Below are 23,753 nucleotides of genomic sequence, written 5' to 3'. Positions count from 1 at the left end.
CAACCAGTCAGCGGGAATTGACGATGAACGTACCCATTCTTCAAATGCGAGGAATCACCAAGACCTTCCCCGGGGTAAAAGCCCTTCAGGACGTCACCCTGGACGTCAACCGTGGTGAGGTTCATGCCATTTGCGGCGAGAACGGAGCAGGGAAGTCCACCCTCATGAAAGTGTTGTCCGGGGTCTACGCCCACAACACCTTCGACGGCGACATCCTCTTCGAGAACGAACCCTGCGAATTTTCGAGCATCACCGATAGCGAGAAGCGCGGCATCGTGATCATCCACCAGGAACTGGCCCTGAGCCCGTACCTGTCCATTGCCGAGAACATCTACCTCGGGAATGAGCTTGCCAGGAACGGCTGGGTGGACTGGCGGAAGACCAACCTTGAAGCCGCCAAACTGCTGGCACGTGTTGGCCTCAGTGAAAACCCGGTCACCCCCATCCAGCACATCAGCGTGGGCAAGCAGCAACTGGTGGAAATCGCCAAGGCGCTGTCCAAAGAGGTGAAGCTCCTCATCCTGGACGAGCCCACCGCTGCGTTGAACGACGAAGACTCGGACCACTTGCTGGACCTCATCCTGCACCTCAAGGGCCAGGGCGTCACCAGCATTATCATCAGCCACAAGCTCAATGAGATCCGCAAGGTGGCTGACGCCGTCACCATTATCCGCGATGGAAAATCCATTGAGACCCTGCGCCTGGACCAAGGCCAGATCACCCAGGAACGCATTATCCGGGGCATGGTGGGACGCGACCTGGAGAGCCTGTACCCGGACCGGAACCCCAACATCGGCGAGGAAGTCCTCCGCATAGAAGACTGGACCGTCCAGCACCCCCAGGACCATTCCCGCATGGTGGTGAACAACGCCAGCCTCAACGTCCGCAAGGGTGAAGTGGTTGGCCTGGCCGGCCTCATGGGCGCCGGCCGGACCGAGCTGGCCATGAGCGTCTTCGGCCGGACTTACGGGCGGGCAGTATCGGGCAAGGTCTACAAGTACGGCCAGGAAATCGACACCTCCACTGTCTCTGACGCAATCGACCACGGGATCGCCTATGCCACCGAGGACCGGAAGCACTACGGCCTGAACCTGATCGAAGACATCAAACGGAATATCTCCATGGCTGCACTGAACAAGCTGGCCAAACGAGGTTGGGTGGACGGCAACAAAGAGACCACCGTCGCCAACCATTACCGGAAGAGCATGAACATCAAGGCTCCTTCCGTTGCTGCCATCACCGGCAAGCTCTCAGGCGGAAACCAGCAAAAGGTGGTGCTGAGCAAATGGATGTTCTCAGACCCCGACGTCCTCATCCTCGACGAGCCAACCCGTGGAATCGACGTCGGCGCCAAATTTGAGATTTACACCATCATCGCGGAGCTTGCAGCGGCAGGAAAAGCCGTCATAGTGATCTCCTCGGAGCTTCCGGAGCTCCTGGGCATTTGCGACAGGATCTACACCCTGTCCGCAGGCCACATCACCGGCGAAGTCCCCATCGCCGAAGCCACCCAGGAAACCCTCATGCACTTCATGACCCAAGAGAAGGAATAGCGAACATGTCCGCCCTACGAGAATCCCTTGGCTTCCTCACAAGCCGCCTCCGCCAGGTTGGCATCTTCGTCGCCCTGATCCTGATCGTCATCCTCTTCCAGGTGCTTACGGACGGCATCCTGCTCCAGCCGCAGAACGTCACCAACCTGGTGGTCCAAAACAGCTACATCCTGATCCTGGCCATCGGCATGGTGATGGTCATCATCGCCGGGCACATCGACCTCTCCGTCGGTTCCATCGCAGGCTTCATCGGCGCTGTTGCTGGCGTGATGATCGTCCATTGGGGCTGGGCGTGGTGGCTCGCCATCCCGGCCTGCCTCCTGGTGGGTGCGTTGGTGGGTGCGTGGCAAGGCTACTGGATTGCCTATGTAGGTATCCCGGCCTTCATCGTCACCCTTGCAGGCATGCTGATCTTCCGCGGCCTGACCCTCATTACCCTCAAAAACCAGCAGATCACCCCGTTCCCGAACGAGTTGCGTGCCCTGGGCGGCGGCTTCCTGCCTGACATCTCCGGCGGCACATCCGCCCTGGAATGGCTGACAGTGATCCTGGGCGTCGGCGGTACTGCAGCCATTCTTTTCCAGGCCCTCAAGGAACGCCGGGTTCGCCGCAAGTTCAACCTTGAAAATGAACCGATGGCTTGGTTTGCCGTCAAGAACGGGTTCATCGCAGTCCTGATGCTCATCATCACCTTCCTCCTGGCCAGCTACCGTGGCACCCCGATCGTCCTGATCGTCCTTGCTGTCCTGGTGATCGTGTACTCGGCACTGATGAACAACAGCATCTTTGGCCGCCACACTTACGCGATCGGCGGCAACCTCCACGCAGCCGAGCTCTCGGGCATCAAGACCAAGAAGGTCACCTTCCGCCTCTTCGTCAACATGGGTGTCCTCGCGGCCTTGGCAGGACTGGTCTTCACGGCCCGCCTGAACTCGGCGCAGCCCGCCGGTGGTACCGGGTTCGAACTCGACTCCATCGCTGCGGCCTTCATTGGTGGCGCCGCAGTGCAGGGTGGCATCGGAACAGTAGCCGGAGCCATGATTGGCGGCCTGATCATGGGCGTCCTCAACAACGGCATGTCCATCCTTGGCCTGGGCACCGACTACCAGCAGCTCATCAAGGGCCTGGTGCTGCTGCTCGCCGTCGGCTTCGACATCTTCAACAAGAACCGCACCGGTTCCGGTGGAGGCTCCACCATGGGCCGCCGGTTCAAATGGAAGACCACCCCGCCGGCAACCGCAACGTCCACGCCCGCCAAGGCGGAGCCCGTCGCGGTCGACGCGAAGTAGCCACACATGTCCACAGGGGGAGCGGCGCGAGCTCCCGTCATGGGTGATGTTGCCAAGATGGCGGGAGTCTCGCACCAAACCGTTTCCCGTGTCCTGAACAACCATCCCAACGTCAGTGTCCGGACCAAGCAGCGCGTGGAATCGGCCATCGCGCAGCTTGGGTACCGCCGGAACACCGCAGCCCGCAGCCTGGTGACCCGGCGCTCCCGGACCATCGGGGTGCTTGCCTGCGAGACGGGCCAGTTCGGACCCGCGAACACGCTCCTGGGGGTGGAACAAGCGGGTCGGGAAGCGGGCTACTTCGTCAGCATTGCGAACCTCCGGGAAGTGACCGACGAGAGCGTCAACGACGCCATCGCGCACTTCAGGAACCAGTCCGTGGACGGGATTGTCATTCTGGTCCCGCATCCGGATGTCCTGGCCGCCTTGCGCGATGTTTCCTTTCCCGTGCCGATCGTCGCCGTCGGGGCAGGCGCCGGCAACCAGTTGACGGGGGCATCCCTGAACCAGCGGCTGGGAGCCCGCCTCGCGGTTGATCACCTGATCGGCCTGGGCCACCGCCGTATTGCGCACATTTCCGGCCCGCCCCACTGGATCGACGCCGCCGAGCGCATCACGGGATGGCAGGAGTCGCTGGAAAATGCCGGTTTGGACGCCGACGTCCTGCTGCGGGGTGGCTGGGATGCGGCCTCCGGCTACCGCACCGGCCTTGAGCTCATACAGCAGCACACCGTCACTGCCGTGTTCGTCGCCAACGACCAGATGGCGGTGGGTGTACTCCGTGCTGTCCAGGAATCCGGCCTGCACGTCCCGGGGGACATCAGCGTGGTGGGCTACGACGACCAACCCGAGGCTGAGTTCTTCATGCCGCCGCTCACCACCATCAAACAGGACTTCGAGGAACTCGGCCGCCGATGCATGGAGGCGGTGCTGCGGCAACTGGACGGGGACGGGGGAGCGGGCGACCAGATCGTCAACCCCCGCTTAGTGATCCGCGCAACTACGGCGGCCCCACTAAACTAGGAGCCATGACTTCCACGCCTGATACTGCTGCAGCCCGCGCCCGCCTTCTTGAACTCATCAAAGAACTGGCGGTGGTCCGCGGCAAGGTGATCCTCTCCAGCGGCAAGGAAGCGGACTACTACATCGACCTCCGCCGCATCACCCTGCACCACGAGGCCTCCAAGCTGGTGGGTCAGGTCATGTTGGCAATGATCGACGACGCCGGCGTTTCAGTTGAGTGCGCCGGCGGGCTCACCATGGGTGCCGACCCCGTGGGTACCGCCGTGATGCACGCTGCTGCCGACGCCGGCCGTGCCGTGGACGCCTTCGTTGTCCGCAAGGCCCAGAAGTCCTACGGCATGGGCCGCCAAGTGGAAGGTCCCTCGGTTCAAGGCCGCAACGTGGTGGTCCTCGAGGACACATCCACCACCGGCGGGTCCGCACTGACCGCCGTCGAAGGTGTCCGCAAGGCGGGCGGCAACGTAGTAGCTGTAGCGGTAATCGTTGACCGCAACACCGGCGCCAAAGAGAAGATTGAAGCCGAAACCGGAGTGCCGTACCTCTTCGCCTTCGGCAAGGATGAACTGGGCCTCGACTAAGCCTATGCTTGCTGCGTGGACGTTCAGGTAGGGAAGCTCCCGGCGCCGCCGGAGGTGACTGAAAACCTCCCCGCACCGGTGAGCGAGGAACCGGAGAAGGCAGCGGATCCGGGCTCATGGGCCCGGATCCTTCCCTACGCTGCCCGGTTGAAGAAAACGTCCCGCCGTAACTTCCTCATCACCGCCGGGGCTTCGGGGGCGCTCGCAGCGGACATGCTTTTCACCCGTCGTGTGCAGGCCGAGCGGCGAGCCACCAAGATCCTCCGTGTGCCGGATCCGTACTCGGACGTTTACTTTCCCAAAGCCAGCTGGATCCTCTTCCCTGGTTACAAAACCAGTTGGGAAGAGGCTCAATGGATCCTCAACTCGCTGCGCCCCGCCCTGCATCAGCGGGGCCGCCTTGCCGCCGTCGGATATTCCAACCTGGGACTGGACGTGGACGAAATTGTCCGCGAAATCATCCTGCACGTCCGTGAGCTGAAACTGGAGAAGCTGTACTTTTATGGCCACAGTTTTGGCGGCATGCTCGCCACCCAGGTAGCTGCCCGCCTGCTGGAGCTGCACGGCGTCGAGACGCAATTGATCGTCCTGGATTCGAGTCCCTTCAGCCGCGCCGATGTCCTGGACCAGAGCTGGTTCGACGGCGTGGTGTTCCTTTACGAGAATGGCTTCCGGATCCCGTCGGTCCTGCGCGGGGGCTATGAACTGGGGGAGCGCGTGGCGCATAAGGATGAGCGGACGTGGCGGCAAATCCTCGATCAATCCCTGGAGCAGCTCTCGCCGATCGCCCCCTCCAGCGTGCTGATACAAACGGAATCGGCGTACATTTACCACTTCGACGGCCTCCGGCTGGCAGGAAAAATCGGTGGGGCCAAGATGGCCTTCATTGGCAATGCCAAGGACGCCACCGTGGATTATGAGTCGGCGCGTGCGGGGTGGAGCAAGGTCTTCGGGCCAAACATGGTGATGCCCACGCTCAGCACGGAAGGCGCCCGGCCCGCCCACGCCAGCCCGCAGTGGAACGGGGGCATCTACCGGCCACTGCTGGAACGCGTGCAGGATGAGCTCCAGCCGCTCCCGCCTGAGCCCCGGGAACCGTCATACCAAGAACCGAATGGCAAGGTCATCCGCCCGGCCTAGGTGAACTTTTGTACAAGTGAGCTCTGTACTCGAGTACAGGGTGGATATACCCGATCCTCCGTAGCGTCGTTCTTGACAGGAAATAAGAACGAATTTCGAGGAGCGAAGTATGAACGGCCTACAGCTCACGGGCATCAGCCGCAGCTTCGGTGACCGCAGGGTCCTCCACGATGTGGACCTCACGGTCCATCGCGGGGAGATCGTGGGATTCATCGGCGGCAACGGTGCAGGTAAGACCACCACCATGCGCGTGATCCTTGGTCTGCTGACCCCGGACCACGGCGAAGTCACCTGGGAGGGCTTGCCCATCACGGCCAGGGACCGGAGGCGCATCGGGTACATGCCCGAGGAACGCGGCCTCTACCCCCAGATGCCGGTGAGGGATCAGATCATTCACTTCGCCTTGCTGGAAGGGCACCAACCCGAAGCCGCGCGTGGGGTTGCAGACGAACTCATAGCCTCCCTTGGCCTCCAAGGCCGTGAGCAGGCACTGGTTCAGGACCTCTCCTTGGGAAATCAGCAGCGCGTCCAGCTGGCGGTCGCCCTGGTTGGTAACCCGGCCCTGCTGGTGCTTGACGAGCCATTCTCGGGACTGGATCCCCTCGCCGTCGAAACGATGTCCCGCCTTATCCGGGAGCAAGCAGACCGGGGCGTCGGAGTTCTGTTCTCCTCGCACCAACTGGAGCTCGTAGAGCGCCTGTGCGACAAAGTATGCATTCTGGACCGCGGTCGACTGACGGCAAGCGGCAGCGTCGTAGAGCTGCAGGATGACGGAAAGAGCCGCTGGAAACTCGGTTTCTCCCGGGCGGCAGATTCATTCGCCGCCGAAGTGTCCATGGCCCGCGGCGTCAACGTGGAGATCTCTGCGGCCGACCGTACTACGGTGCTCGTCTCCGTGGGCGGCTCAGGGCGGGATGTGCCCGGCGAAATCCTCGCAGCAGCGCAACGGCACGGCGGGCTGAAGAGCATCGTGTCCGCGCAGAGGTCTTTGGCAGATCTGCTTGCCGGCAAATTCATGCTGTCCCATCCAGGTACCACCCCGGGGGCGGAGCGCTCCCTCGACAAAGTTGGAGTATCGCAATGAGCACAACAACATTTGATCGCACCACCCGCAGCGCCGCTCCCTCGTCCGGCAGTGGGCTACGCGAGACGCGCCTGATCATACGGCGCGAGGTCCTCACCAGGCTGGGTAACCGCACAATACTCACGGCAACAGGACTCCTGGCACTTTTCGCCGGCGCGGCTGCCGGGATCGGCGGATGGTTCCTGGTGGATTCGCTGGGTGGGGCTGGAGCAATGGACTTTGATCCTCGGGCCATCTTCGCCACCGCCATGATCAGCGCATTGCTGGCCTCCCTGGTCTACTCGGCATCGAGCCTGACCTCCGGGGTGGTAGAGGAGAAGTCATCCAGGATCGTGGAGATCCTCCTCACCAAGATCGGCATTGTCCCGTTGCTGGCCGGAAAGATGATCGGCATAGGGCTGGTCACCCTTGTCCAGCTGCTGGCGATCGGCGGAACCGCCGTGGTGGGGTTCAGCGTGGTGGGGGGCTGGTCCCTGATCAACGTCGCCGTAGGCCCGAGCCTGCTGTGGTTCCTCCTCTGGTTCCTCCTGGGCTACGTGATATTCGCAGCTTTGAACACCACGCTGGCTTCTACTGTGTCCCGGCAAGAAGACCTGGGCACGGCGGTCATGCCGCTGTCCGTCCTGCAGATGGTGCTCTTGGTGGTCTCCCTTTACGTCCTGCCCATGAACATGGGGAACCCGTGGCTGGAAGGACTGTCCTTCGTGCCGCTGTTCTCCTCCTACCTCATGCCGATGCGCTTCGCACTGGAAGACGTGTCCGCCTGGGAGATGGTGCTTGCCGCCGGCGTATCGGTGGCAGCGATACCTGCCCTGTTCTGGTTGGCCACCGTGATTTACCGGAACAACGCCCTGCGCACCGGCTCCCGTGTCTCGCTCCAGCAATCCCTGACCTCCGACGAGATGGCCTAACCCCCACCCCGTCACTTAGTCCACAAGCCCGAATCATTGGGTCTCTCCAGATAGGAAAAACCATGTCTGACAACAAGCGCAACCAGTCACTGGCCACCAAAAAGCTTCTCCGCAACGTGGCCCTTCTGTTGATCGGTGTCCTGGCCGCATACGCGGTAACCGCCCTGCTGCTCTGAAGGAGACCCTCATGATGATTGACACAGCCCCGCACCCGCAGTCCATCACGCCGGCCGCCCTCCGCGCGGCCGATGTGGCCACCACCGTCCTTGCACGCCACGGCAGGGAGGCAGTGGAAGAGATTACCCCGGCCGCCTTTGCAGGCCGCAACGGCACCTGGAACATGAAGCTGCGGAGTGGGGAAAAGGTCTTCGTCAAGCAGATCTCCGCACAGGCCTCCGGCCCGGCGGCCTTTGACCGCTCGGTAGCCTTCGCCGCCTTTGCAGAGCAGTCCCCCCACTTCGCGCCGGCAACGCCACAGCTCATTGGAAGCGACACCGGGAACGGCCTCCTGGTTTTTGAGCACTGCCCAGGAACCAGCCTGGCGCAGCTGCTGGTGGAGGAGACCATGCCGGACAGCTTCCCGGAGGAAGCCGGCGCGTTGCTCGCCCGGCTCCACTCCGGGCCCGCAGCCGGATTGGAGCGCTCCGCACCTCCCAGCCCGCCGGTGGAAATGCTCGCAGTAGGCGTTCCGCACGCTCGCTACCTCGACTTCACCATGGCGGAGATGGCCCTCTGGGCTGAACTGCAGAACGATCGGGAACTGGTCGCCGCTGCGGGGCTGCTAAGGGCCACGGAACGGAAACACCAGGAACGTCCCATCCATGGCGACCTGCGACTTGACCAGTTCCACGTCCACAGCGGAGAGCTATGCGTCCTCGACTGGGAAGAATTCGGACTCGGCGATCCCGCCCGGGACCTGGGAATGCTGGCAGGCGAATGGATCTACCGGGCGGTCCTGGACACGGTCACCACCCGCGGAGGAGCCTCCGCACCCCCCGCCAGGTTCGACGACGAGAGCGCCTCGGCACGCATCGCCGAGCGGATGGCAGCCATTGTTCCGTCAATCCGACGGATGTGGACCTCGTATGCCGATCATGCCAACTACCACGATCCGGAGCTGCCGGTTCGGGCTACCGCCCACCTGGGATGGCATCTGGTGGACCGAACCATCACCCGGGCCCCGATGGTGTCCCGGCTACCCGGCATCGAACGGGCTGCTGCGGGTGTTGGGCGCGAGGCACTGCTAACACCTGGCCACTATGTCAAAGCCCTCGGTTTCGAAAGGACACCTCGATGACGGTCACGCTCAACGCTCCGACGCCCACGTCATTCGAGCAGGTACTGGCGGCCTTGGAACACCGGGTTTCCGTTGACGCCCGCCGGCTCACCGCCAGGATAGACGCCACCACCCTTAATGCCACCAGCCACAGCGAGTTGCGTTCGCAATTGGCCGGAGCGATCTACACACACCTCCACGTAGGGCACCCAGGCATCGAGACCGTGCCAGGAACAGGCCACCAGGACCTTGCCGCGGCACTTATTGATGCCATCCCGCACCGTACGGTTGTTCAGGCGGCCACCGTTCAGGCGGCGTCGAAGAGGACGCAGCTGGGAACATCCGTCCAAGGAGTTCCGCACCAGGTGGTGGAGCTATCCGGAGTGAAGGTCCTCTTTCCCGCAGAGGCCCTGGTTCGTGACCCCTTGGATGAGATCGTGGGGGTGCGTGTTCCCAGTTGGCGAAGCCGCGCCACCCCCGGGTTCCTCCTGGCACTCGGTGCCCACGGATCCGTGAACCCTGCGGCCGCTTCAAGGCTCTATTTGTCCTGTTCCACGGCAGCAGAAGCTCTTGAAATGTGGCCGAAGATTCTTGGAGCCCTTGCCGCCAGCGGGCTAGGCCATCAGGTCAAGACCCTCTCCTCATCCCTTGCTTTCCCCCGCAGTGACGCGATGGTCATTTACATGTCAGCCAAACATGCGGACGCCGTGGCTTCCCTTGTTCGTCCTGCCCTGAGGTTCTTCACCGGGAGGGACGCCCCTGCCTCGGTTTTCACCCATAGCGTCCACGACCGCCTGGCACTTGCCATGGAACCAAACGATCCGCGGCCGGGGTACCGGGGGCTCAGCTTCGGACAACACCGCTCGCGGGTACTGACGGACGCGCTACTCCGTGCGTCTGTGGAAAAGACCGACCTCCAAGCCGCCTGGGTTCTGGAAGCCCATGCGGCCTGCATCAACCCTCACCAGCCCGGATACAACGCCGGCCAGTGATGAAACCGGGCAGCGGCCCGCCGCTGCCCGGCACCCAAAAACCTCCCATGAGGAACCCAAAAAGAAAAAACCCATTCCCACTGAGTGGGAAGCAAAGAAAACAGGAGACACCATGTCCAACGCAGTTGTTAACTTCCACCAGGCCAACCTGACCGATCTGGCACGCGCCCACAGCACCTTCGCGGCTGCCGACGAGCTCGGCGGCGACGCTGCCACCGAAGCTCCGGCAACCTCACCGCTGTGCATCGGCATCATTGTTGGCGCCACCCTCGGTGCCGGCTGCTAAGTCACCCCTGGCACCACCGCAACAAAAGCTTTCACCCAGTAGCAACCCCGGACGCACCCAACCACGTGGTGCCATCAAAAGGAGACACCAGCATGACTCACGCCATCACCAACATCCCGCAGGCCGACCTCACGGACCTGGCCCGTGCGCACAGCACCTTCACGGCTGCTGACGAGCTCGGCGGCGACGCTGCCACCGACGCGCCGGCCACCACGCCGTTCTGTGCTGGGGTGATCATCGGCGCAACCCTGACCATGGGCTGCTAGGCAACTCAAACACGGGGAAGGCGCCGGCGAGGTGGTGGAAACATCATCACGCCGGCGCCTCCTGACCCATAACTGACCCACCCACCCCTCGTGAATGCTGAGACCTGCCATGACAACCACTGACAGCAGTCCTCGTCCAATATGGGCGGACCTCACCCTCGAAGCCTTCGGATACTCCAAGGTTGCCCTGATTCTCACAGGCTCGGCAGTCACCCAAGTTATGCCGTTCTGGATTGAGTGGGCGGTTTCAGCGGCGCCGGAAACGGAATTCAAGGTGGTCATGCGGGATTCCGCACAGCGTTTCATCACCCGTCACAGCATTGAGTCCCGCTTGAAATCCCGTGTACAGGCCGATATCTGGGGGGAAGAGCTCATTGCTGCACACATCGATTTGGCAGAGTGGGCGGACCTGATCCTGGTCTACCCGGCAACCCTTGACTACTCATCGCGCCTGGCTCACGGCATAGCCGATTCGCCGTCCTTGCTGGCAGCAATGACAACGGAAGCCCAGGTCTGCATCGCTCCGGCCTTGCCGCCCCGTGCCTTGGCGAGCCCTATCGTCGCCGAGACCCTCGGGAAACTGCGCATGCCGGAAAACTTCCTGGTCATTGACCCCGTCCCTGGCCCCAGCGAGTCCAGCGACGTCGCCCTGGCTTGGGTGCCGCCGTCGTTCCCATCCGTGCTGCGCCGGCTGGAAGAGGAACGGCTCCTCCGTGCGGGGATGACCAAAGAGGCGGCTACTGTATGAGCGCCGCGATGGATTCCCGGCAGAAATCAGTCATCCGCTCCACCCGGACCGAGTTGCTGTCCACCGGTGTATACGAGGTAGGCGGGGCTTATGAATGGGTCCACAGCCTGGGCGTCGGAGCGCCCATCCCTTTCTCGTCCCTGCCCATCAGCATCGATCCCGCGCCCGGCGCTGACCTCTTGGTGGTAGGCATCGGGGGTGATCGCCACCGTTCATACTCGACGCCGGCAGGGTCAACGGTCTTCGACCTCATCACGGCGGGGGTGCCCGCAAACCTCCGGGCGGCAGGGCGGGCATGGGGCACTGCCTTGAGCGTTCTCCATGAAAATGCTTCCCTCATCGACTTTCCGGGAAGTACTCCACGAACCGTCCAGCGGGCGGAGGTATGGCTGGGAGGTGCATGGGAGCCGGCCCGCGAAGTTTTGGGCGACCCCGGCCTGCAAGAGATCCGTCGATGGATCAAACGCGTACTTTCCGGCCCCCGCCAAGTTATAGCTCACGGATACCCGGGGATGGCCCATTGGGTGGTGACCCCTGATGGTGCAACGGGGTCGCTCCTCACCGGCGAGGACGTGGGGTTTGCCCACCCGGAATATGACATTGCTTGGGTGCTGGGGGAGATGGCGGAGCTGCATGCATTCCACCCTGTGCTGCGTCCAGCCCTTGAAATACTGCGCGCAGGGTTCCTTGAGACCTGCGGGAAAGCTCCCGGACCGTCCGAGATCGGCCCGGCATTGGCCTTCAGGATCGCCCAGCATGCCTACGACTGGCACCACTATGCCGGCGCAGGAGAGGCTCAGGCGAAGGCACTGCTTCACTTGGCTGGCTGGTACCTGGCCAGCCCGGCTGCGGACACCACCCCGGAGATGCGATGACTACCCCTACGATTCTTGGCACATTGGACGGCCGGGCCGTGCACGGCATGCAGCTGGACAGGGGAACACAGCTGATCGCGGTTCACGATCCCTCCGCGCGCATCCTCTCCGTCAGTCTGGGCGTGCCAGCGGGAATGCGACATGAAAGGCCGGGGGAGGAAGGCATGCTGCACCTCCTCGAACACATGGTCTACCAAGACAGTGAGAACACCACGGCGTCCGAACGGCAGGCTTCGGTTCAGAAAGCCGGCGGAATCCTGGGCGGGAACACCCACATGGACTACTCCGAATTTTACGAGTCCGGTCCCACGGGACACCTCGAACAGATCTCACGTCGCTTGGTTGAGCAAGTCTTCCAGCCCGCACTGACCCAGGAGCAGATTGCGGAGCAGATAGACGCCGTGGCCACAGAACGGGCGCAGCGTTTGGCTCCGGCACCCGGGGGCATCCTGCCCTGGCCGCACCTGACGGCGCAATATTGGGCGGACCACGCCAACGGTCATGACGGCACCGGAGATCGTGATCTGGCATCCCGGGTCACCAGTGAAAAGCTACACGCACTTCATCGCCGTCTTTATCGTCCCTCGGGGGCGGTTTTGACGGCCGTGACATCTGAAGACCCTCTGAAGACGCTCCGGTTTCTGGCGGCACCGTTCTCTGGAATTTCAGACCAAGCGCCCGTCGTCCCTGTGGTGCAGGAGTCCGTGCGCAGGGGTGGTTCGGCGTCCAGGATCTGTTCCGGCGGAGCCACCTCCACTCGTTTACTTTCCGCCACGGCTGCAGCGTTGGGTCACTCCGCAGGCCCGGATCTCCTCGGTGACCTTGTGGCAGCTGAGCTGCTGTCCCAGCAGGATGGCCTGGACGCCAGCGCCGGCTTGTTTGGCCCGGGGGACCTGACCCGGGATGATCTATTCGTCCTGGTGGACGACACCGGACAGGCCATAGACCCTTCCGAGAGATTCCGGGCGCTCGCGATCGCCGATGATGCGGTGATGATCCTTGCGGCCCTTCGCGCCGTTCTCCGGATGGAAAGGTTCACGCACGATGACCAACGGCTCGCCCGGACCGTCACCCGCGACGTGCTTCTGAGGGGGACGCCGACGTTCGCCGTTGAGCTGGCGGATACACTCGCCAAAATATCCGACGACGCCACGCGGCTCAGGCCGTTGGTCACCGCCGCGGCATGGCGTCTCGCCGAGCAGGAGTCCGTGTCAGTCATCGTCCAGCCTTCCGAGGAGGTTCTCCGATGATCATCACTCGCCGCTATCTGGCCCAGGTTGACCGGCGTTCCCGCTTCACCACGGTGTCCATGGGCTGGCGAACCGCTTCCGACGGCGTCCCGCACCTGCGTAGCGCCGTTTCCACGGCAGGTGAACGCTGCGGGCCGGCCAAGCAGCCGGTTGCCTTGACGTGGACGCCCGGCGATGGGGCCGTGGTCATGACTGCCACCCTGCCGGAGGCGGCGGTAGGGAGCTGGCTTGACCATGTCATCAATACCGAACACCCGGGAAGAGGGGAAGTGGGTGATCCCGTGCTTGCTGTGGTGGGTTCTTCCGGCGTTCTGGAAGAGCTTGAGGACAGCGTGTTGGAGCGGGAGGGAGAAGGGCCTCCAGTCCCGCGGTCTGCCTTCCGGAGCACCATGAGGCAGACAACGGCCCAGGGATTTGAGCAGACCTTTGTCATTGGGCAGGATCCCGCAGGCGACGTTGGGTTCGCTGCTACTTTTCTTGCCATCTGCCTGGTGGCCGGAGGACCGGGAACCTTGCTGCCAAACGCGATTCAACAGTCCGGGCACCAGGCTGTACTCCAAGCCAGCCGGGGGCTGCAGGCCTCCACACCGACAGTGATGTGGCAGGTCATCACGTCCCGGCCCAACAGTACGGCCATTCTGGACACAGCGCTTTCCGCAGTGGCGGACTACAGGATTGCGGACCACTGGGAAGCAGTGGAGCAGGCAAGGGAGTTTGCGCGGACAAATCTGAACCGGGCGTGGCAGTCCCCGCTTGAACTGGCACGGTCCCTCGCCCACTACGAGGTGATGGGGTGGGGTGGGGAGCTTATCCGCAACCCGGACACGTCCCTCGATGGGGTGGGTTCCGCTGCCATCGAAAAGGCAGTCGAGGGCTTGGTTCGGCCCATCAAGGAGGTCCTTGGACGCAGCTAGTGCGTGGTGATCCTCAGGAATCCAGCCTTGACCGCGAACCGGGGCTAAGGTCCACCAGCCCGCCCTCAACGGCCGCAACAAGAATCTGTACCCGGTCCCGCACGCCGAGCTTCTCCATGACGTTCACGAACCGTGCTTTGATGGTGGATTCGGTCACGAAGAGCTCCGCAGCCATCTCGCGGTTACTCATTCCCCGTCCAAGCAGCTGGATTACCTCCAACTCCTTCTTGGTCAGCGCGTCCACGAGCTTGGGGTCCGGAACAACTTCGGCAGGGACGGACTCCGCCAGCCCAGTCACCACATGCCGTGTCACTTTGGAGGACAACACGGACTCACCTGCCATCACATTATGGATGGCGGCGGTAATTTCTTTGGGCAGCGTGTCCTTGACGAGGTAACCCGACGCTCCGGCACGCAGTAAAGCCACCACGTAGCGATCGGTGGAGAAGGTGCTCAACCCCAGGATGGCAATTTCCGGGAAGTCTGCATGAATTTGCGCCGTTGCAGCCACGCCATCCATGACCGGCATCTGCATATCCATCAGAATCACGTCCGGACGAAGCGCAGCTGCCTGGACCACGGCCACGCGCCCATCAGATGCCTCGCCGACAACCTCGATGGACGGGTCGGACGAGAGATAGTCCCGCAGGATCTCCCGGGCCAACAGCTCATCATCTACCAACAAAACCCGCGTCATACTGATCCCCCAATGTCAGTCACGGAGCCCATCTTCCCACAGATGTGATCATGCATTCGAAGAGGCTAATCCTTCCAACGGGATGGACACCGCGGTGGTCCAGCGCTCCTCGCTAAGGCCCACGTCCATGAACCCGCCAAACACTTCGCAGCGGGCACTCATCGCCTCAAGCCCAGTCCGGGAAGACATGATCGGCTCGGCTTGGGAAACTGTATTCTCCGATGTGAGCTGCACACGATCTGCCCCTACGGCCAACCGCAGGTCCACCACCCCGGACGGGTCCGCGTGTTTAAGCACATTAGTCCCCATTTCCCGTACCGTCCGGCGAAGCGCCTGGCGCAGGCTGGCCGGGATGCGGGCTACTTCACCTTCGACCACCAAACTAACCTGGAAGCCCGCACGGTCCAGTGCTTCCACAACTCCGTCCAGATCGTGAACCAAGCCAACCGCAGTAGTGGTTTCACCGGACATGGCAGGAGCGTCCAGAAACCCAGCGGTTTGTCCTTCACTGCCCGGTATCTGTGGGAGGCCTCCCGGCTCGTCCCTTTCTTCGTCCTTGAGGAGGGTCACCAGGCTACGCAGATCCTGAAGGGTCTGCTGCGCTGCAGTCCCTATGCCTTCCAGGATTTGGGATGTCTTGGCTGGGTCGTTCACGAACTCGGCACGCCGCGCCTGCATGGCGATGATGGTCACGTCGTGGGCCACGATGTCATGAAGCTCGTGGGCGAGGCGGGTCCGTTCCTCACTCCGGACTAGCGCCTGTTGCTCCTGCAAATCACGGATGTGGTGTGTGCTTTGCTCATAGCGGTGCCGGTAGACGTTGACGCTGCGCCATGCCGCGGCCGCAAGGAAGACCACCAGCGCCAGCAGAACGGCCGGTTGGTCAGCCATCTCCGGAGTTGATATGTACAAACCCAGCAAGACACTGGGCACGAACAGCGAGAAATTGATGGCAAGCTTCCACGGAAGAAGGAAGGAACAGAAGGCCACCACCACCATGGTGGGGAAGATCATGGCCACCACAAGGGACGCGTCCCCGCCCAGCACCGTGATGACGGCCAGAGCCAGACACCAGGCAACAGCGGATTGCATGGCGCCGAGGAGGAGTGCCAGGAGCGGCAGGTACGGGACTACCAGCTCCAACCAGCCCTGGAACGACGAAAGATCGTGCTGTTGCCAGCGGATCCCCAACACCAGGAAAAGTATGGTTGCCAGGACGATAGCCGAGCGAAGAACCCACCCACCGGGAAGGGGTTTGACGTCAGCGAGCCAGTTCGTCCTACTCATCCACCCAAGTATTACAGAGCCAGCGATTCGACCTCGACGGCGGTGAGGCCCGCCTCACGCAGAAAGCTCCGCACGTCGCCGAACTCCTGCGCAAAGCCGGCCAGGAAATGGCGCATTGCAGCTTCGGGGCTCTGCAGGACCATGAGGTCGGGGCTGAAATACTCCGCCGGTGTTGAAGGGACGCTCAGCCGCCACGTTTCCGCCATGACTGCCAGAACATCCGGCAGGTTGGCGGTGGTGGCCGCATAATCCGCCACCACATGGTCCTCGGTTCCACCTGCTGCCAGGAGCCCGATCGCCGACACCACACCCGTCCGGTCCTTGCCCAGTGAACAGTGCACCAAGGTGCGTTTGCCACGAGCCACCGGTCGCAGGGCGTCGGCCACCCACTCGGGACGCAGCCGGATCCACCCCAAATACAGCTCGCCAAGGTCCTGGGGCGTCTCGACGGATTGGAGTGATCCGGCAATGGCGTTCGGGTCCAGCGGGTTATGGATGAGCTCGACGGCGGGCGGGACGACGGCGCCCCTCACGCCTACGCCGTCGTTGTTGTTCTGAACCATCCACGGAACCAAAGAGCGCTCAAGCTCACTCCGCAGGTCCACAATGGCCTGGATGCCGTGCTCCGCCAGGAAATTCGACGTCGCCGCGGCATCCAAACCGAACGGCTGGCTTCCCCTGAGAATCCGGCCACCGGCCAGGGGACGCAGATTGAGCACAGCCATTGTTTGTCCTCGTTGTCTTAGATTTGGCTCTTGAGGTCGGCCACGGAGTTCAGGATCTGGTTGGGCCGGAACGGGAAGGACACGATCTCTTCGCGTTGGGTGATGCCGCTGAGCACCAGGACCGTGTGGAGGCCCGCTTCCATGCCGGCCACGATGTCCGTGTCCATGCGGTCGCCGATCATGGCCGTGGTCTCGGAATGGGCGTCGATCTGGTTCATGGCGGAGCGGAACATCATGGGGTTCGGCTTGCCCACAATGTAGGGCTCCCGGCCCGTGGCCTTGGTGATCATGGCCGCTATGGCACCGGTGGCCGGCATGGGGCCGTCCTTGGAGGGGCCAGTGGCGTCCGGGTTGGTGGCGATGAAGCGGGCGCCGGCCAGGATATGGCGGACGGCCATGGTGATCGCTTCGAACGAGTAGGTGCGGGTTTCGCCGAGCACCACGAAATCGGGATCGGTGTCAGTGAGGATGAACCCGGCCTCGTGAAGGGCAGTTGTAAGACCGGCTTCGCCGATGGTGTAGGCGCGGTTGCCCGAGTCCGAGGACTGGACCTGGTCCTTCAGGAACTGTGCGGTGGCCAGCGCAGAGGTCCAGATGTTTTCCTCAGGGACTTCCAGGCCGGACGCGCGAAGGCGGGCTGCGAGGTCGCGAGGCGTGAAGATGGAGTTGTTGGTCAGAACCAGGAAGCGCTTGGACGTGTCCACCCAGCGCTGGATGAGCTCAGCGGCACCGGGAATCGCCTGGTTTTCGTGAACCAGGACGCCGTCCATGTCCGTGAGCCAGCATTCGATTTCGTGGCCATTCCGGTACACCGATGTGGACGTGGTTTCTTCTGCCATATTTGCCTCCGGCTGGGATTGTTTGTGCACTGCCACCCAGTCTTTCACCAATCTGCTGCCCCAACATCCTGAAAGCCCCCTTATGTGGGAAGTTCTGCCCATGTGGATAACCCTTTTGACTTGTGTCGTGCGCGTTGGGCTGGTCTACGCTGGTTGCGGCGCTGGTGTGCCACCACCTTGGGTCGGGGGATCGACATGGTGGATTAGTATGTCGCCGCGCTCCCGCAGGTCCCCACTTACCGCATGTGAAAGGGCCTGTCATGAGCAACAACAACGGAGCACCGCAGCCTCCCTATAACCCGGACGGTGTGCCGCAGCCGCGTTACGACACCGGCAAGGACCAGCACAGCCAGTACCAGCCGGGCCAGACGCAGCCCATGTACCAACCGGAAGCCCAGACTGAGGCGTTCCCGACGCAACCTGCCGCCACCCAGGCATTCCCGGCGCAGCAGCCACAGAACCAGCCCGGGCAACACCCCGACGGCGAGTACGCCGAAACCGTGCATCGCTATCCCCAAGGGCAACAGGGGCAACAGGGGCAGCCAGATTATCCAGGTCAGCCGGGCTTCCCGCCGCCGGGCGGCGGCTACCCGGGCCAGCCGGGATACCCGGGTGGACCTGGTGGATCCGGCGGACCCGGCCAGAACCCGGGCGACCACAACAAGAAGTCGTTGTTCCTCATCCTGGGTGGTGTGGCCGTCGTCGTGATCATTGCCCTGGTGGTGACGTTCACGTGGCTGGTTCCGTCCATGACCAAGCCCACGGCGGTGGATAGTCCGGTGCCGTCGGTGACTTCCTCCGACGAGGCGTCCGAGGCGGCAGCGGAGCCTTCTGCCGAACCTTCCGGCGAAGCCTCCGCTTCCTCTGAAATCCCCGCTGACGCCATCCCCCTGCCTGAAGTTTGGAACGAACTTGCCGGACCCAGCAACGTTCCGGCAGACGGTGATCCGCTGTTCAGCAAGTGGGTCACAGGCGAATCGTCCTTCCAGTACTTGGCCGAGTGGACCCACGACGAGTCGTTCGGCATCACCAAGGACCCCACTACCGGTGAGGAGATCCAGAAGAAAGCACAAGGGACCGTGGAAGCTGACGGGGACGGGATTGCGCTCGCCTACGCGTTCTTCGCTGAGTCAGAAGAAGGCAAGTACGGCAAGGATCCCGCAGAGGTCAAGAAGGCCATCCAGGACATCGAAGCCCGCTTCAAGGGGATGACCGCAAGCGAGCTGCCCCAGAACCTGGTGGGCCATAAGTGCACGGCCGACTTCAAGACCAGCATGCCGGAAATCCGGGAGTTCCGGCGCGGTGCAGCCGTAGTAATTGGCTTCACCTGCACCAATGCCCGCGGCGAAGCGATTCAGGCCGTGAACCTGTTCTCCGTGACACCGTGGGGAACCCCGCAGATGCTCGGCGTCAGCGGGCACAAGGAATACTGGGACGCCCACCCCGGACTCTTTGAGCAGTTGGGCAACTCCTACCGCATCAATAAGTGGAAGATGGTCTAAGGGCCGCCCAACTCCGCGCGCTCAGGCAGGCAACCGGGCAGGGCTAAAGTTGAGGGGTGACTGACCTTCCCCCCAACTCAGCCCTGCCCACGCCTGCCGTGTCTCCTCTGGAGATCGCACCGGAAGGTGAGGCAGAACCGAAAGCCGAGGTCGGCGTCGGGCCTTGGGAGGGTGCCTGGCCGGAAGGCGAGCACTGGGATCCGGACCTGTTGAGGGATGGTGACCGCCGCAACGTGGTGGACCAGTATCGCTACTGGAAGCACGAGGCGATCGTGGCGGATTTGGATTCCAAGCGTCACGATTTCCACATTGCGATCGAGAACTGGCAGCACGACCTCAACATCGGCACAGTGGTGCGAACCGCTAACGCCTTCCTCGCCAAAGAAGTACACATTATTGGTCGACGCCGGTGGAATCGTCGCGGCGCCATGGTCACCGACCGCTACCAGCACGTCCGCCATCACCCCACTGTTGAGGACTTTGTCCAGTGGGCTGAGGCGGAGGGCCTGGCGGTCATCGGCATCGACATCTTCCCGGATTCGGTGCCGCTGGAAACCTACGACCTTCCCAGGAACTGTGTGCTGGTGTTCGGACAGGAAGGCCCGGGGCTGACGCCCGAGGTGCACGATGCCGCCGTCGCCACGCTGTCCATCGAGCAGTTCGGCTCTACCCGCTCCATGAATGCGGCTTCCGCCGCGGCCATTGCCATGCACGCGTGGGTCCGCCGGCACGTGTTCCAGCAGCCCGTCAGCTAGCCGAGCTGTCAGTATCGCCCCGGGCAGCTGCGGTCCTAATTGTCTTTGAGAGTCGCTTTTCCGTCGACGATCTGGATCTCACCTGAGACGCGGGCTTCCCTCACCTCAACATGGGGCTCCCATTTGGGGGTGGCCTCGTTGCCGCGGTTTACTTCGTAGCTAACCGTAGCTTTGCCCTTATCCTCTGACTGGATGTACCAAACGTCCTTGGACAGGGAGAGCGTGAAGGTGGGCTCTTGGTCGATGGTCCACTTAACATTGCGGGTGGGGCGGGACTGGTACAGATTGAATCCGGAACAACCGCTGCTGAACGACTGTGTGGTAGTAGCCGGAGCTGACGCGATGCATGCATCCCGCTTCTTTTGGAGAAGGGCCTTTGTCTCGTCCAGGAGGAGCTGGCTGGGCAGTACCTTCAGGGTTTCGGAAGTGTCGGAAATCCTCCGGTCGATGCTGACCAAGGCTTTCTTCTCTTCAACTGTTGTGTATTTGTCACCGGATATACCGAGTTTGTACTCACCGGGAAAAGCCGGCAGGAGCAGCTGGGAACCCGTCAGTGAGCTTCCTGACTCAGGGGCCGCTACGTCTACGCCGTTAACGGTGAACGTCTTCACTGGGCGGTTGGAACTGAGCCGGATTTTCTGGAAGTTCTTGGCCCCTACCTTCCATTCGCCGTCAGGTGACTTGGTCATCATCAGGATGTTCTCCTGCGTTCGGCCGTTCTGGGTTACCTCGGCCCTGACGTACTCGCCCTTTGACTCAAGGATCCGGAAGCCGTCAATGTGCTGGCCCGCTTCCTTGTAGACGTTGTCCTGCAGGAGAACCGCCTCATTCTCCGGGACACCCGGATCCGATACGCTCAACGCCTTCTTGGCATCCCCGTCTACAAGGGCCTGGAAGTACGTAGTAGCAGCCGTGCCACCGTCTTTAGCCGGCGTAAACAGGAAGACCAGCCCGACTGTGGCGGCCGCCAGGACTACCGCTGCTCCGGCTGCGATGGCAATGATCACCGTACGGCTCAGTGTGCGTTTCGGCTGAGGTGGGAAGGTGCCCGGCTGCTGGTAAGGGCCGTTTGGATGCTGGTAGGCGCCGTAGGCCGGGGGAGGAGGCGGGCCGGATGGGGCCGACATGGGGCGCGGTTCGTTGTTGGCGTTCGAGGGGTTCTCCATCCGAGAAGTATATCCATCGTGTGGATGAATCGGGGTTGCCGTGCTGAACGCCGACTCGGCGGAAGTGTTAAGAGCCCCCAGTGACCCGAAACACGGCGTCCCGGCGGATATCGCTAGGATGGGTGCTAGCCGTAAGCGGTCTACTCCAGGGTTACCAACCCACAGACGAATTCAGCATAGGAGTCACCATGCCCATTGCAACCCCAGAGATTTACTCCGAGATGATCGACCGCGCAAAGGCTGGCGGATTCGCTTTCCCCGCAGTCAACGTCACGTCGTCGCAGACTCTGAACGCTGCGATACGCGGTTTCGCCGAGGCAGAATCCGACGGCATCATCCAGGTTTCCACCGGTGGCGCAGCCTACTGGTCCGGCGCCTCGGTCAAGGACATGGTTGCCGGTTCCCTCGGTTTCGCCGCGTTTGCCCGCGAAGTTGCCAAGAACTACAACGTCAACATCGCCTTGCACACGGACCACTGCCCGCAGGACAAGTTGGCAGACTTCGTCCTCCCGCTGCTTTCCGCTTCAGAGGAAGCAGTCAAGGCCGGCAAGGACCCGATCTTCAACTCGCACATGTGGGACGGCTCGCACGAGACGCTCTCCGAGAACCTGCGCATCGGCCGCGAACTGCTTGAACGCGCTGCGGCCGCGAAGATCATCCTCGAAGTTGAAATCGGCACTGTTGGTGGCGAGGAAGACGGCGTTGAGAACGAAATCAACGAGAAGCTCTACACCACCACCGAAGACGCCCTCGCCACGATTGAGGCCCTCGGAGCCGGCGAAAACGGCCGTTACCTCACAGCCCTGACTTTCGGCAACGTCCACGGCGTGTACAAGCCCGGCAACGTCAAGCTCCGTCCTGAACTGCTCAAGCAGATCCAGTCCGAGGTTGGCGCCAAGATCGGCAAGGAAAACCCGTTCGACCTCGTGTTCCACGGCGGCTCCGGTTCCACCGAGCAGGAAATCGCTGACGCCGTTTCCTACGGTGTGATCAAGATGAACATCGACACCGACACCCAGTACGCGTTCACCCGCCCGGTTGCCGGCCACATGTTCTCCAACTACGACGGCGTGCTGAAGATCGACGGCGAAATGGGCAACAAGAAGACCTATGACCCCCGCGTCTGGGGCGCTTCCGCCGAGGCCGGCATGGCCGCGCGCATCGTCGAAGCCGCCCAGCAGCTCGGATCGGTTGGCAAGACCTTCTAATGTCCGACGAATTCCGGAAGAACCTGATGGGGCCGGAGCCCACGCTCCTGCCCGCCGAATCCGAGATCTACCAGCATCTGGCACTCGGCCACGAAGCACTGGACCTGGTGGCGAAGAACCCCACGTCGTCACTTCTGTGGGCCATCCTTGCGGAGGAAGCCTGGGCCGAAGGCCGGACCATCGAGTCTTACGCCTACGCCCGCGTTGGCTACCACCGCGGCCTGGATTCTCTGCGCCGCAACGGTTGGCGCGGCGTCGGACCCATCCCGTGGGAGCACGAGCCCAACCAGGGCTTCCTGCGTGCTCTGTACGCGTTGGGCCGGGCAGCGTCGGCAATTGGCGAAGCTGAGGAGCCGGAGCGGATCGAGAAGTTCCTGAACGACTCGGACCCGAAGGCCAAGGCGGCGCTCGAAGCCCGCTAGGGATTCAAGCACATAACAACGGCGACCCTCACCGAAAGGTGGGGGTCGCCGTCGTAAATGCGTTGTGAGGCTGCTAAGCCTTGCGGGGGATTCCCGTGCGTGCCATGGCCTCGGCGTAGGCGCCGTGGATGGCGTCCAGGTATTCCTGCTGGCGGGCAGGTGTGCCGGCGAAGGAGCGGCCACCGAGCGAGCGGACCTTGAAGGTCTTGAAGCCGCGGCGGGCGATGCTGGCCGGGGCAGCCTTCATGAGCTGATCGGCAAGGCGGTGTGCCTCGTTGCCGTGCGCCACCAACGCGGACGTGCGCGGAAGGAGCTGCAGAAGGCGCAGGAGCGGCTTGAGGCCCTCGGTGATGTTGGCCGGCGTGAGCTTTCCCGGTTCCTCGTTGGGTTCAATCCACGGGTAGGCGTTCCAGGGCATCATGAGCTCGGGACGGAGGCCCAGCTGCCACTGCATGCCGAGCATGCGGGTGGTGGCTTCCTCGTCACCCGGGTTGATGAACCCTTCGCCAGTGTTGGTGCGCTGATTGGAGAAAAGGCTGACGATGCGGCAATCATCCATGCTGTGGGCGGGGTCGATGTAAAGGACCTCACTGCCCGGCTTCTGGACCTTGATGGAGTCGCACAGCTCGTTGACCTCGGCGATGTGCGGTTCGTAGCGGCGGTTCCAGAGGATTTCTTCGGGTGATTCAGTCGCCAGTTCTTGCATCAGGGGTTAGGTCTCCTAGGTGTTACAGCGCACCGTTCCGAGGTGCCGCGGGCATGCCGCAGCCGAACCTCAAAGGGTGCTGTTGGGGGCTAGCTAACCTTACCGGACTATGGACGTGAACGGGGCCCGCTTCGGCGCGCCCTCTGAATGCGGCGCGGCGTGTTGCCTGGAAGTGTGTGCGGCGTCATCACTATTAACCCTAAAGTGCAGTCCAGCCCGAGGAGGCTTTTCTCACGCAGATAATGACTGTGAAACTACCGT

25 protein-coding genes are annotated in these 23,753 nt (G+C 62.6%); 19 read left to right on the top strand and 6 right to left on the bottom strand.

Annotation, left to right across the window (positions count from 1 at the left end):
• Positions 1-23 precede the first annotated feature (23 nt).
• From mmsA to EU811_RS01925, 15 genes are all read left to right on the top strand, one after another.
• Positions 24-1,553: a multiple monosaccharide ABC transporter ATP-binding protein gene (gene mmsA / locus EU811_RS01985; RefSeq protein ID WP_142936839.1), complete on the top strand. Its 1,530-nt coding sequence runs from the start codon at positions 24-26 to the stop codon at positions 1,551-1,553.
• 5 nt (positions 1,554-1,558) lie between these two features.
• On the top strand, positions 1,559-2,842 hold the full coding sequence (gene mmsB, locus EU811_RS01980) for a multiple monosaccharide ABC transporter permease (protein ID WP_142936838.1): 1,284 nt from the start codon (positions 1,559-1,561) through the stop codon (positions 2,840-2,842).
• Positions 2,843-2,881: 39 nt separating this feature from the next.
• Complete coding sequence (locus tag EU811_RS01975) at positions 2,882-3,865, top strand: LacI family DNA-binding transcriptional regulator (protein WP_142937108.1); 984 nt, start codon at positions 2,882-2,884, stop codon at positions 3,863-3,865.
• Between the two features lie 5 nt (positions 3,866-3,870).
• Entirely contained in the window at positions 3,871-4,443 is a 573-nt protein-coding gene (gene pyrE, locus EU811_RS01970) for an orotate phosphoribosyltransferase (RefSeq protein ID WP_142936837.1), read from the top strand.
• Between the two features lie 15 nt (positions 4,444-4,458).
• Positions 4,459-5,583 (top strand): thioesterase domain-containing protein, encoded by a 1,125-nt coding sequence (locus tag EU811_RS01965; RefSeq protein WP_142936836.1) that lies wholly within the window; start codon positions 4,459-4,461, stop codon positions 5,581-5,583.
• Positions 5,584-5,692: 109 nt separating this feature from the next.
• Complete coding sequence (locus EU811_RS01960) at positions 5,693-6,667, top strand: ABC transporter ATP-binding protein (protein WP_142936835.1); 975 nt, start codon at positions 5,693-5,695, stop codon at positions 6,665-6,667.
• Complete coding sequence (locus EU811_RS01955) at positions 6,664-7,578, top strand: ABC transporter permease (protein ID WP_142936834.1); 915 nt, start codon at positions 6,664-6,666, stop codon at positions 7,576-7,578. The genes EU811_RS01960 and EU811_RS01955 overlap by 4 nt, the downstream gene beginning before the upstream one ends.
• 187 nt (positions 7,579-7,765) lie before the next feature.
• Positions 7,766-8,875 carry a class V lanthionine synthetase subunit LxmK gene (gene lxmK, locus EU811_RS01950; protein WP_142936833.1) on the top strand — a complete coding sequence of 370 codons (1,110 nt, stop codon included), beginning with the start codon at positions 7,766-7,768 and terminating at the stop codon, positions 8,873-8,875.
• On the top strand, positions 8,872-9,846 hold the full coding sequence (locus EU811_RS01945; protein ID WP_142936832.1) for a T3SS effector HopA1 family protein: 975 nt from the start codon (positions 8,872-8,874) through the stop codon (positions 9,844-9,846). The genes lxmK and EU811_RS01945 overlap by 4 nt, the downstream gene beginning before the upstream one ends.
• Before the next feature lie 112 nt (positions 9,847-9,958).
• Positions 9,959-10,132, top strand: a complete 174-nt coding sequence (locus EU811_RS23720) for a hypothetical protein (RefSeq protein WP_165450138.1) — start codon at positions 9,959-9,961, stop codon at positions 10,130-10,132.
• 92 nt (positions 10,133-10,224) lie between these two features.
• Positions 10,225-10,398 (top strand): hypothetical protein, encoded by a 174-nt coding sequence (locus tag EU811_RS23715; RefSeq protein WP_165450137.1) that lies wholly within the window; start codon positions 10,225-10,227, stop codon positions 10,396-10,398.
• A 109-nt stretch (positions 10,399-10,507) separates the two neighbouring features.
• Positions 10,508-11,146 carry a flavoprotein gene (locus tag EU811_RS01940; protein WP_223941658.1) on the top strand — a complete coding sequence of 213 codons (639 nt, stop codon included), beginning with the start codon at positions 10,508-10,510 and terminating at the stop codon, positions 11,144-11,146.
• Entirely contained in the window at positions 11,143-12,021 is an 879-nt protein-coding gene (locus tag EU811_RS01935; protein WP_142936830.1) for a hypothetical protein, read from the top strand. Before EU811_RS01940 ends, EU811_RS01935 begins: the two co-directional genes overlap by 4 nt.
• Positions 12,018-13,271, top strand: coding sequence for a M16 family metallopeptidase (locus tag EU811_RS01930; RefSeq protein ID WP_142936829.1), 1,254 nt, complete (start codon positions 12,018-12,020; stop codon positions 13,269-13,271). The genes EU811_RS01935 and EU811_RS01930 overlap by 4 nt, the downstream gene beginning before the upstream one ends.
• Positions 13,268-14,185, top strand: a complete 918-nt coding sequence (locus EU811_RS01925) for a hypothetical protein (protein WP_142936828.1) — start codon at positions 13,268-13,270, stop codon at positions 14,183-14,185. The genes EU811_RS01930 and EU811_RS01925 overlap by 4 nt, the downstream gene beginning before the upstream one ends.
• 13 nt (positions 14,186-14,198) lie before the next feature.
• Here the strand turns inward: EU811_RS01925 and EU811_RS01920 are convergent, their stop codons facing one another.
• Genes EU811_RS01920 through EU811_RS01905 form a run of 4 tightly spaced genes read right to left on the bottom strand, consistent with a single transcriptional unit; the run spans position 14,199 to position 17,733 of the window.
• Complete coding sequence (locus tag EU811_RS01920) at positions 14,199-14,882, bottom strand: response regulator (protein ID WP_142936827.1); 684 nt, start codon at positions 14,880-14,882, stop codon at positions 14,199-14,201.
• Between the two features lie 48 nt (positions 14,883-14,930).
• Entirely contained in the window at positions 14,931-16,169 is a 1,239-nt protein-coding gene (locus tag EU811_RS01915; protein ID WP_142936826.1) for a sensor histidine kinase, read from the bottom strand.
• An 11-nt stretch (positions 16,170-16,180) separates the two neighbouring features.
• Complete coding sequence (locus EU811_RS01910; RefSeq protein WP_142936825.1) at positions 16,181-16,894, bottom strand: tyrosine-protein phosphatase; 714 nt, start codon at positions 16,892-16,894, stop codon at positions 16,181-16,183.
• A gap of 17 nt (positions 16,895-16,911) precedes the next feature.
• Positions 16,912-17,733, bottom strand: a complete 822-nt coding sequence (locus tag EU811_RS01905; RefSeq protein ID WP_035761154.1) for an HAD-IIA family hydrolase — start codon at positions 17,731-17,733, stop codon at positions 16,912-16,914.
• A 260-nt stretch (positions 17,734-17,993) separates the two neighbouring features.
• On the opposite strand from EU811_RS01905, the gene EU811_RS01900 reads away from it, so the two are divergent.
• Entirely contained in the window at positions 17,994-19,235 is a 1,242-nt protein-coding gene (locus tag EU811_RS01900) for a hypothetical protein (protein ID WP_142936824.1), read from the top strand.
• An 83-nt stretch (positions 19,236-19,318) separates the two neighbouring features.
• Positions 19,319-19,990: a TrmH family RNA methyltransferase gene (locus EU811_RS01895; protein ID WP_142937107.1), complete on the top strand. Its 672-nt coding sequence runs from the start codon at positions 19,319-19,321 to the stop codon at positions 19,988-19,990.
• Between the two features lie 35 nt (positions 19,991-20,025).
• On the opposite strand, the gene EU811_RS01890 is transcribed toward EU811_RS01895, so the two are convergent.
• Positions 20,026-21,156 carry a hypothetical protein gene (locus EU811_RS01890; protein WP_142936823.1) on the bottom strand — a complete coding sequence of 377 codons (1,131 nt, stop codon included), beginning with the start codon at positions 21,154-21,156 and terminating at the stop codon, positions 20,026-20,028.
• Positions 21,157-21,344: 188 nt separating this feature from the next.
• On the opposite strand from EU811_RS01890, the gene fbaA reads away from it, so the two are divergent.
• Both fbaA and EU811_RS01880 read left to right on the top strand, forming a co-directional pair.
• Positions 21,345-22,364, top strand: coding sequence for a class II fructose-bisphosphate aldolase (fbaA, locus tag EU811_RS01885; protein WP_142936822.1), 1,020 nt, complete (start codon positions 21,345-21,347; stop codon positions 22,362-22,364).
• Entirely contained in the window at positions 22,364-22,786 is a 423-nt protein-coding gene (locus tag EU811_RS01880) for a DUF3151 domain-containing protein (RefSeq protein ID WP_142936821.1), read from the top strand. Before fbaA ends, EU811_RS01880 begins: the two co-directional genes overlap by 1 nt.
• A gap of 73 nt (positions 22,787-22,859) precedes the next feature.
• On the opposite strand, the gene EU811_RS01875 is transcribed toward EU811_RS01880, so the two are convergent.
• A complete protein-coding gene (locus tag EU811_RS01875; protein ID WP_142936820.1) occupies positions 22,860-23,492 on the bottom strand; it encodes a uracil-DNA glycosylase in 633 nt (210 codons plus the stop codon).
• Between the last annotated feature and the right edge of the window lie 261 nt (positions 23,493-23,753).

It is taken from the genome of Arthrobacter sp. TS-15 (genome assembly GCF_006964045.1).
Lineage (GTDB): Bacteria > Actinomycetota > Actinomycetes > Actinomycetales > Micrococcaceae > Arthrobacter.
Note: the sequence above shows the minus strand (reverse complement) of the source record. Positions and strands in the feature narration are given on the sequence as shown.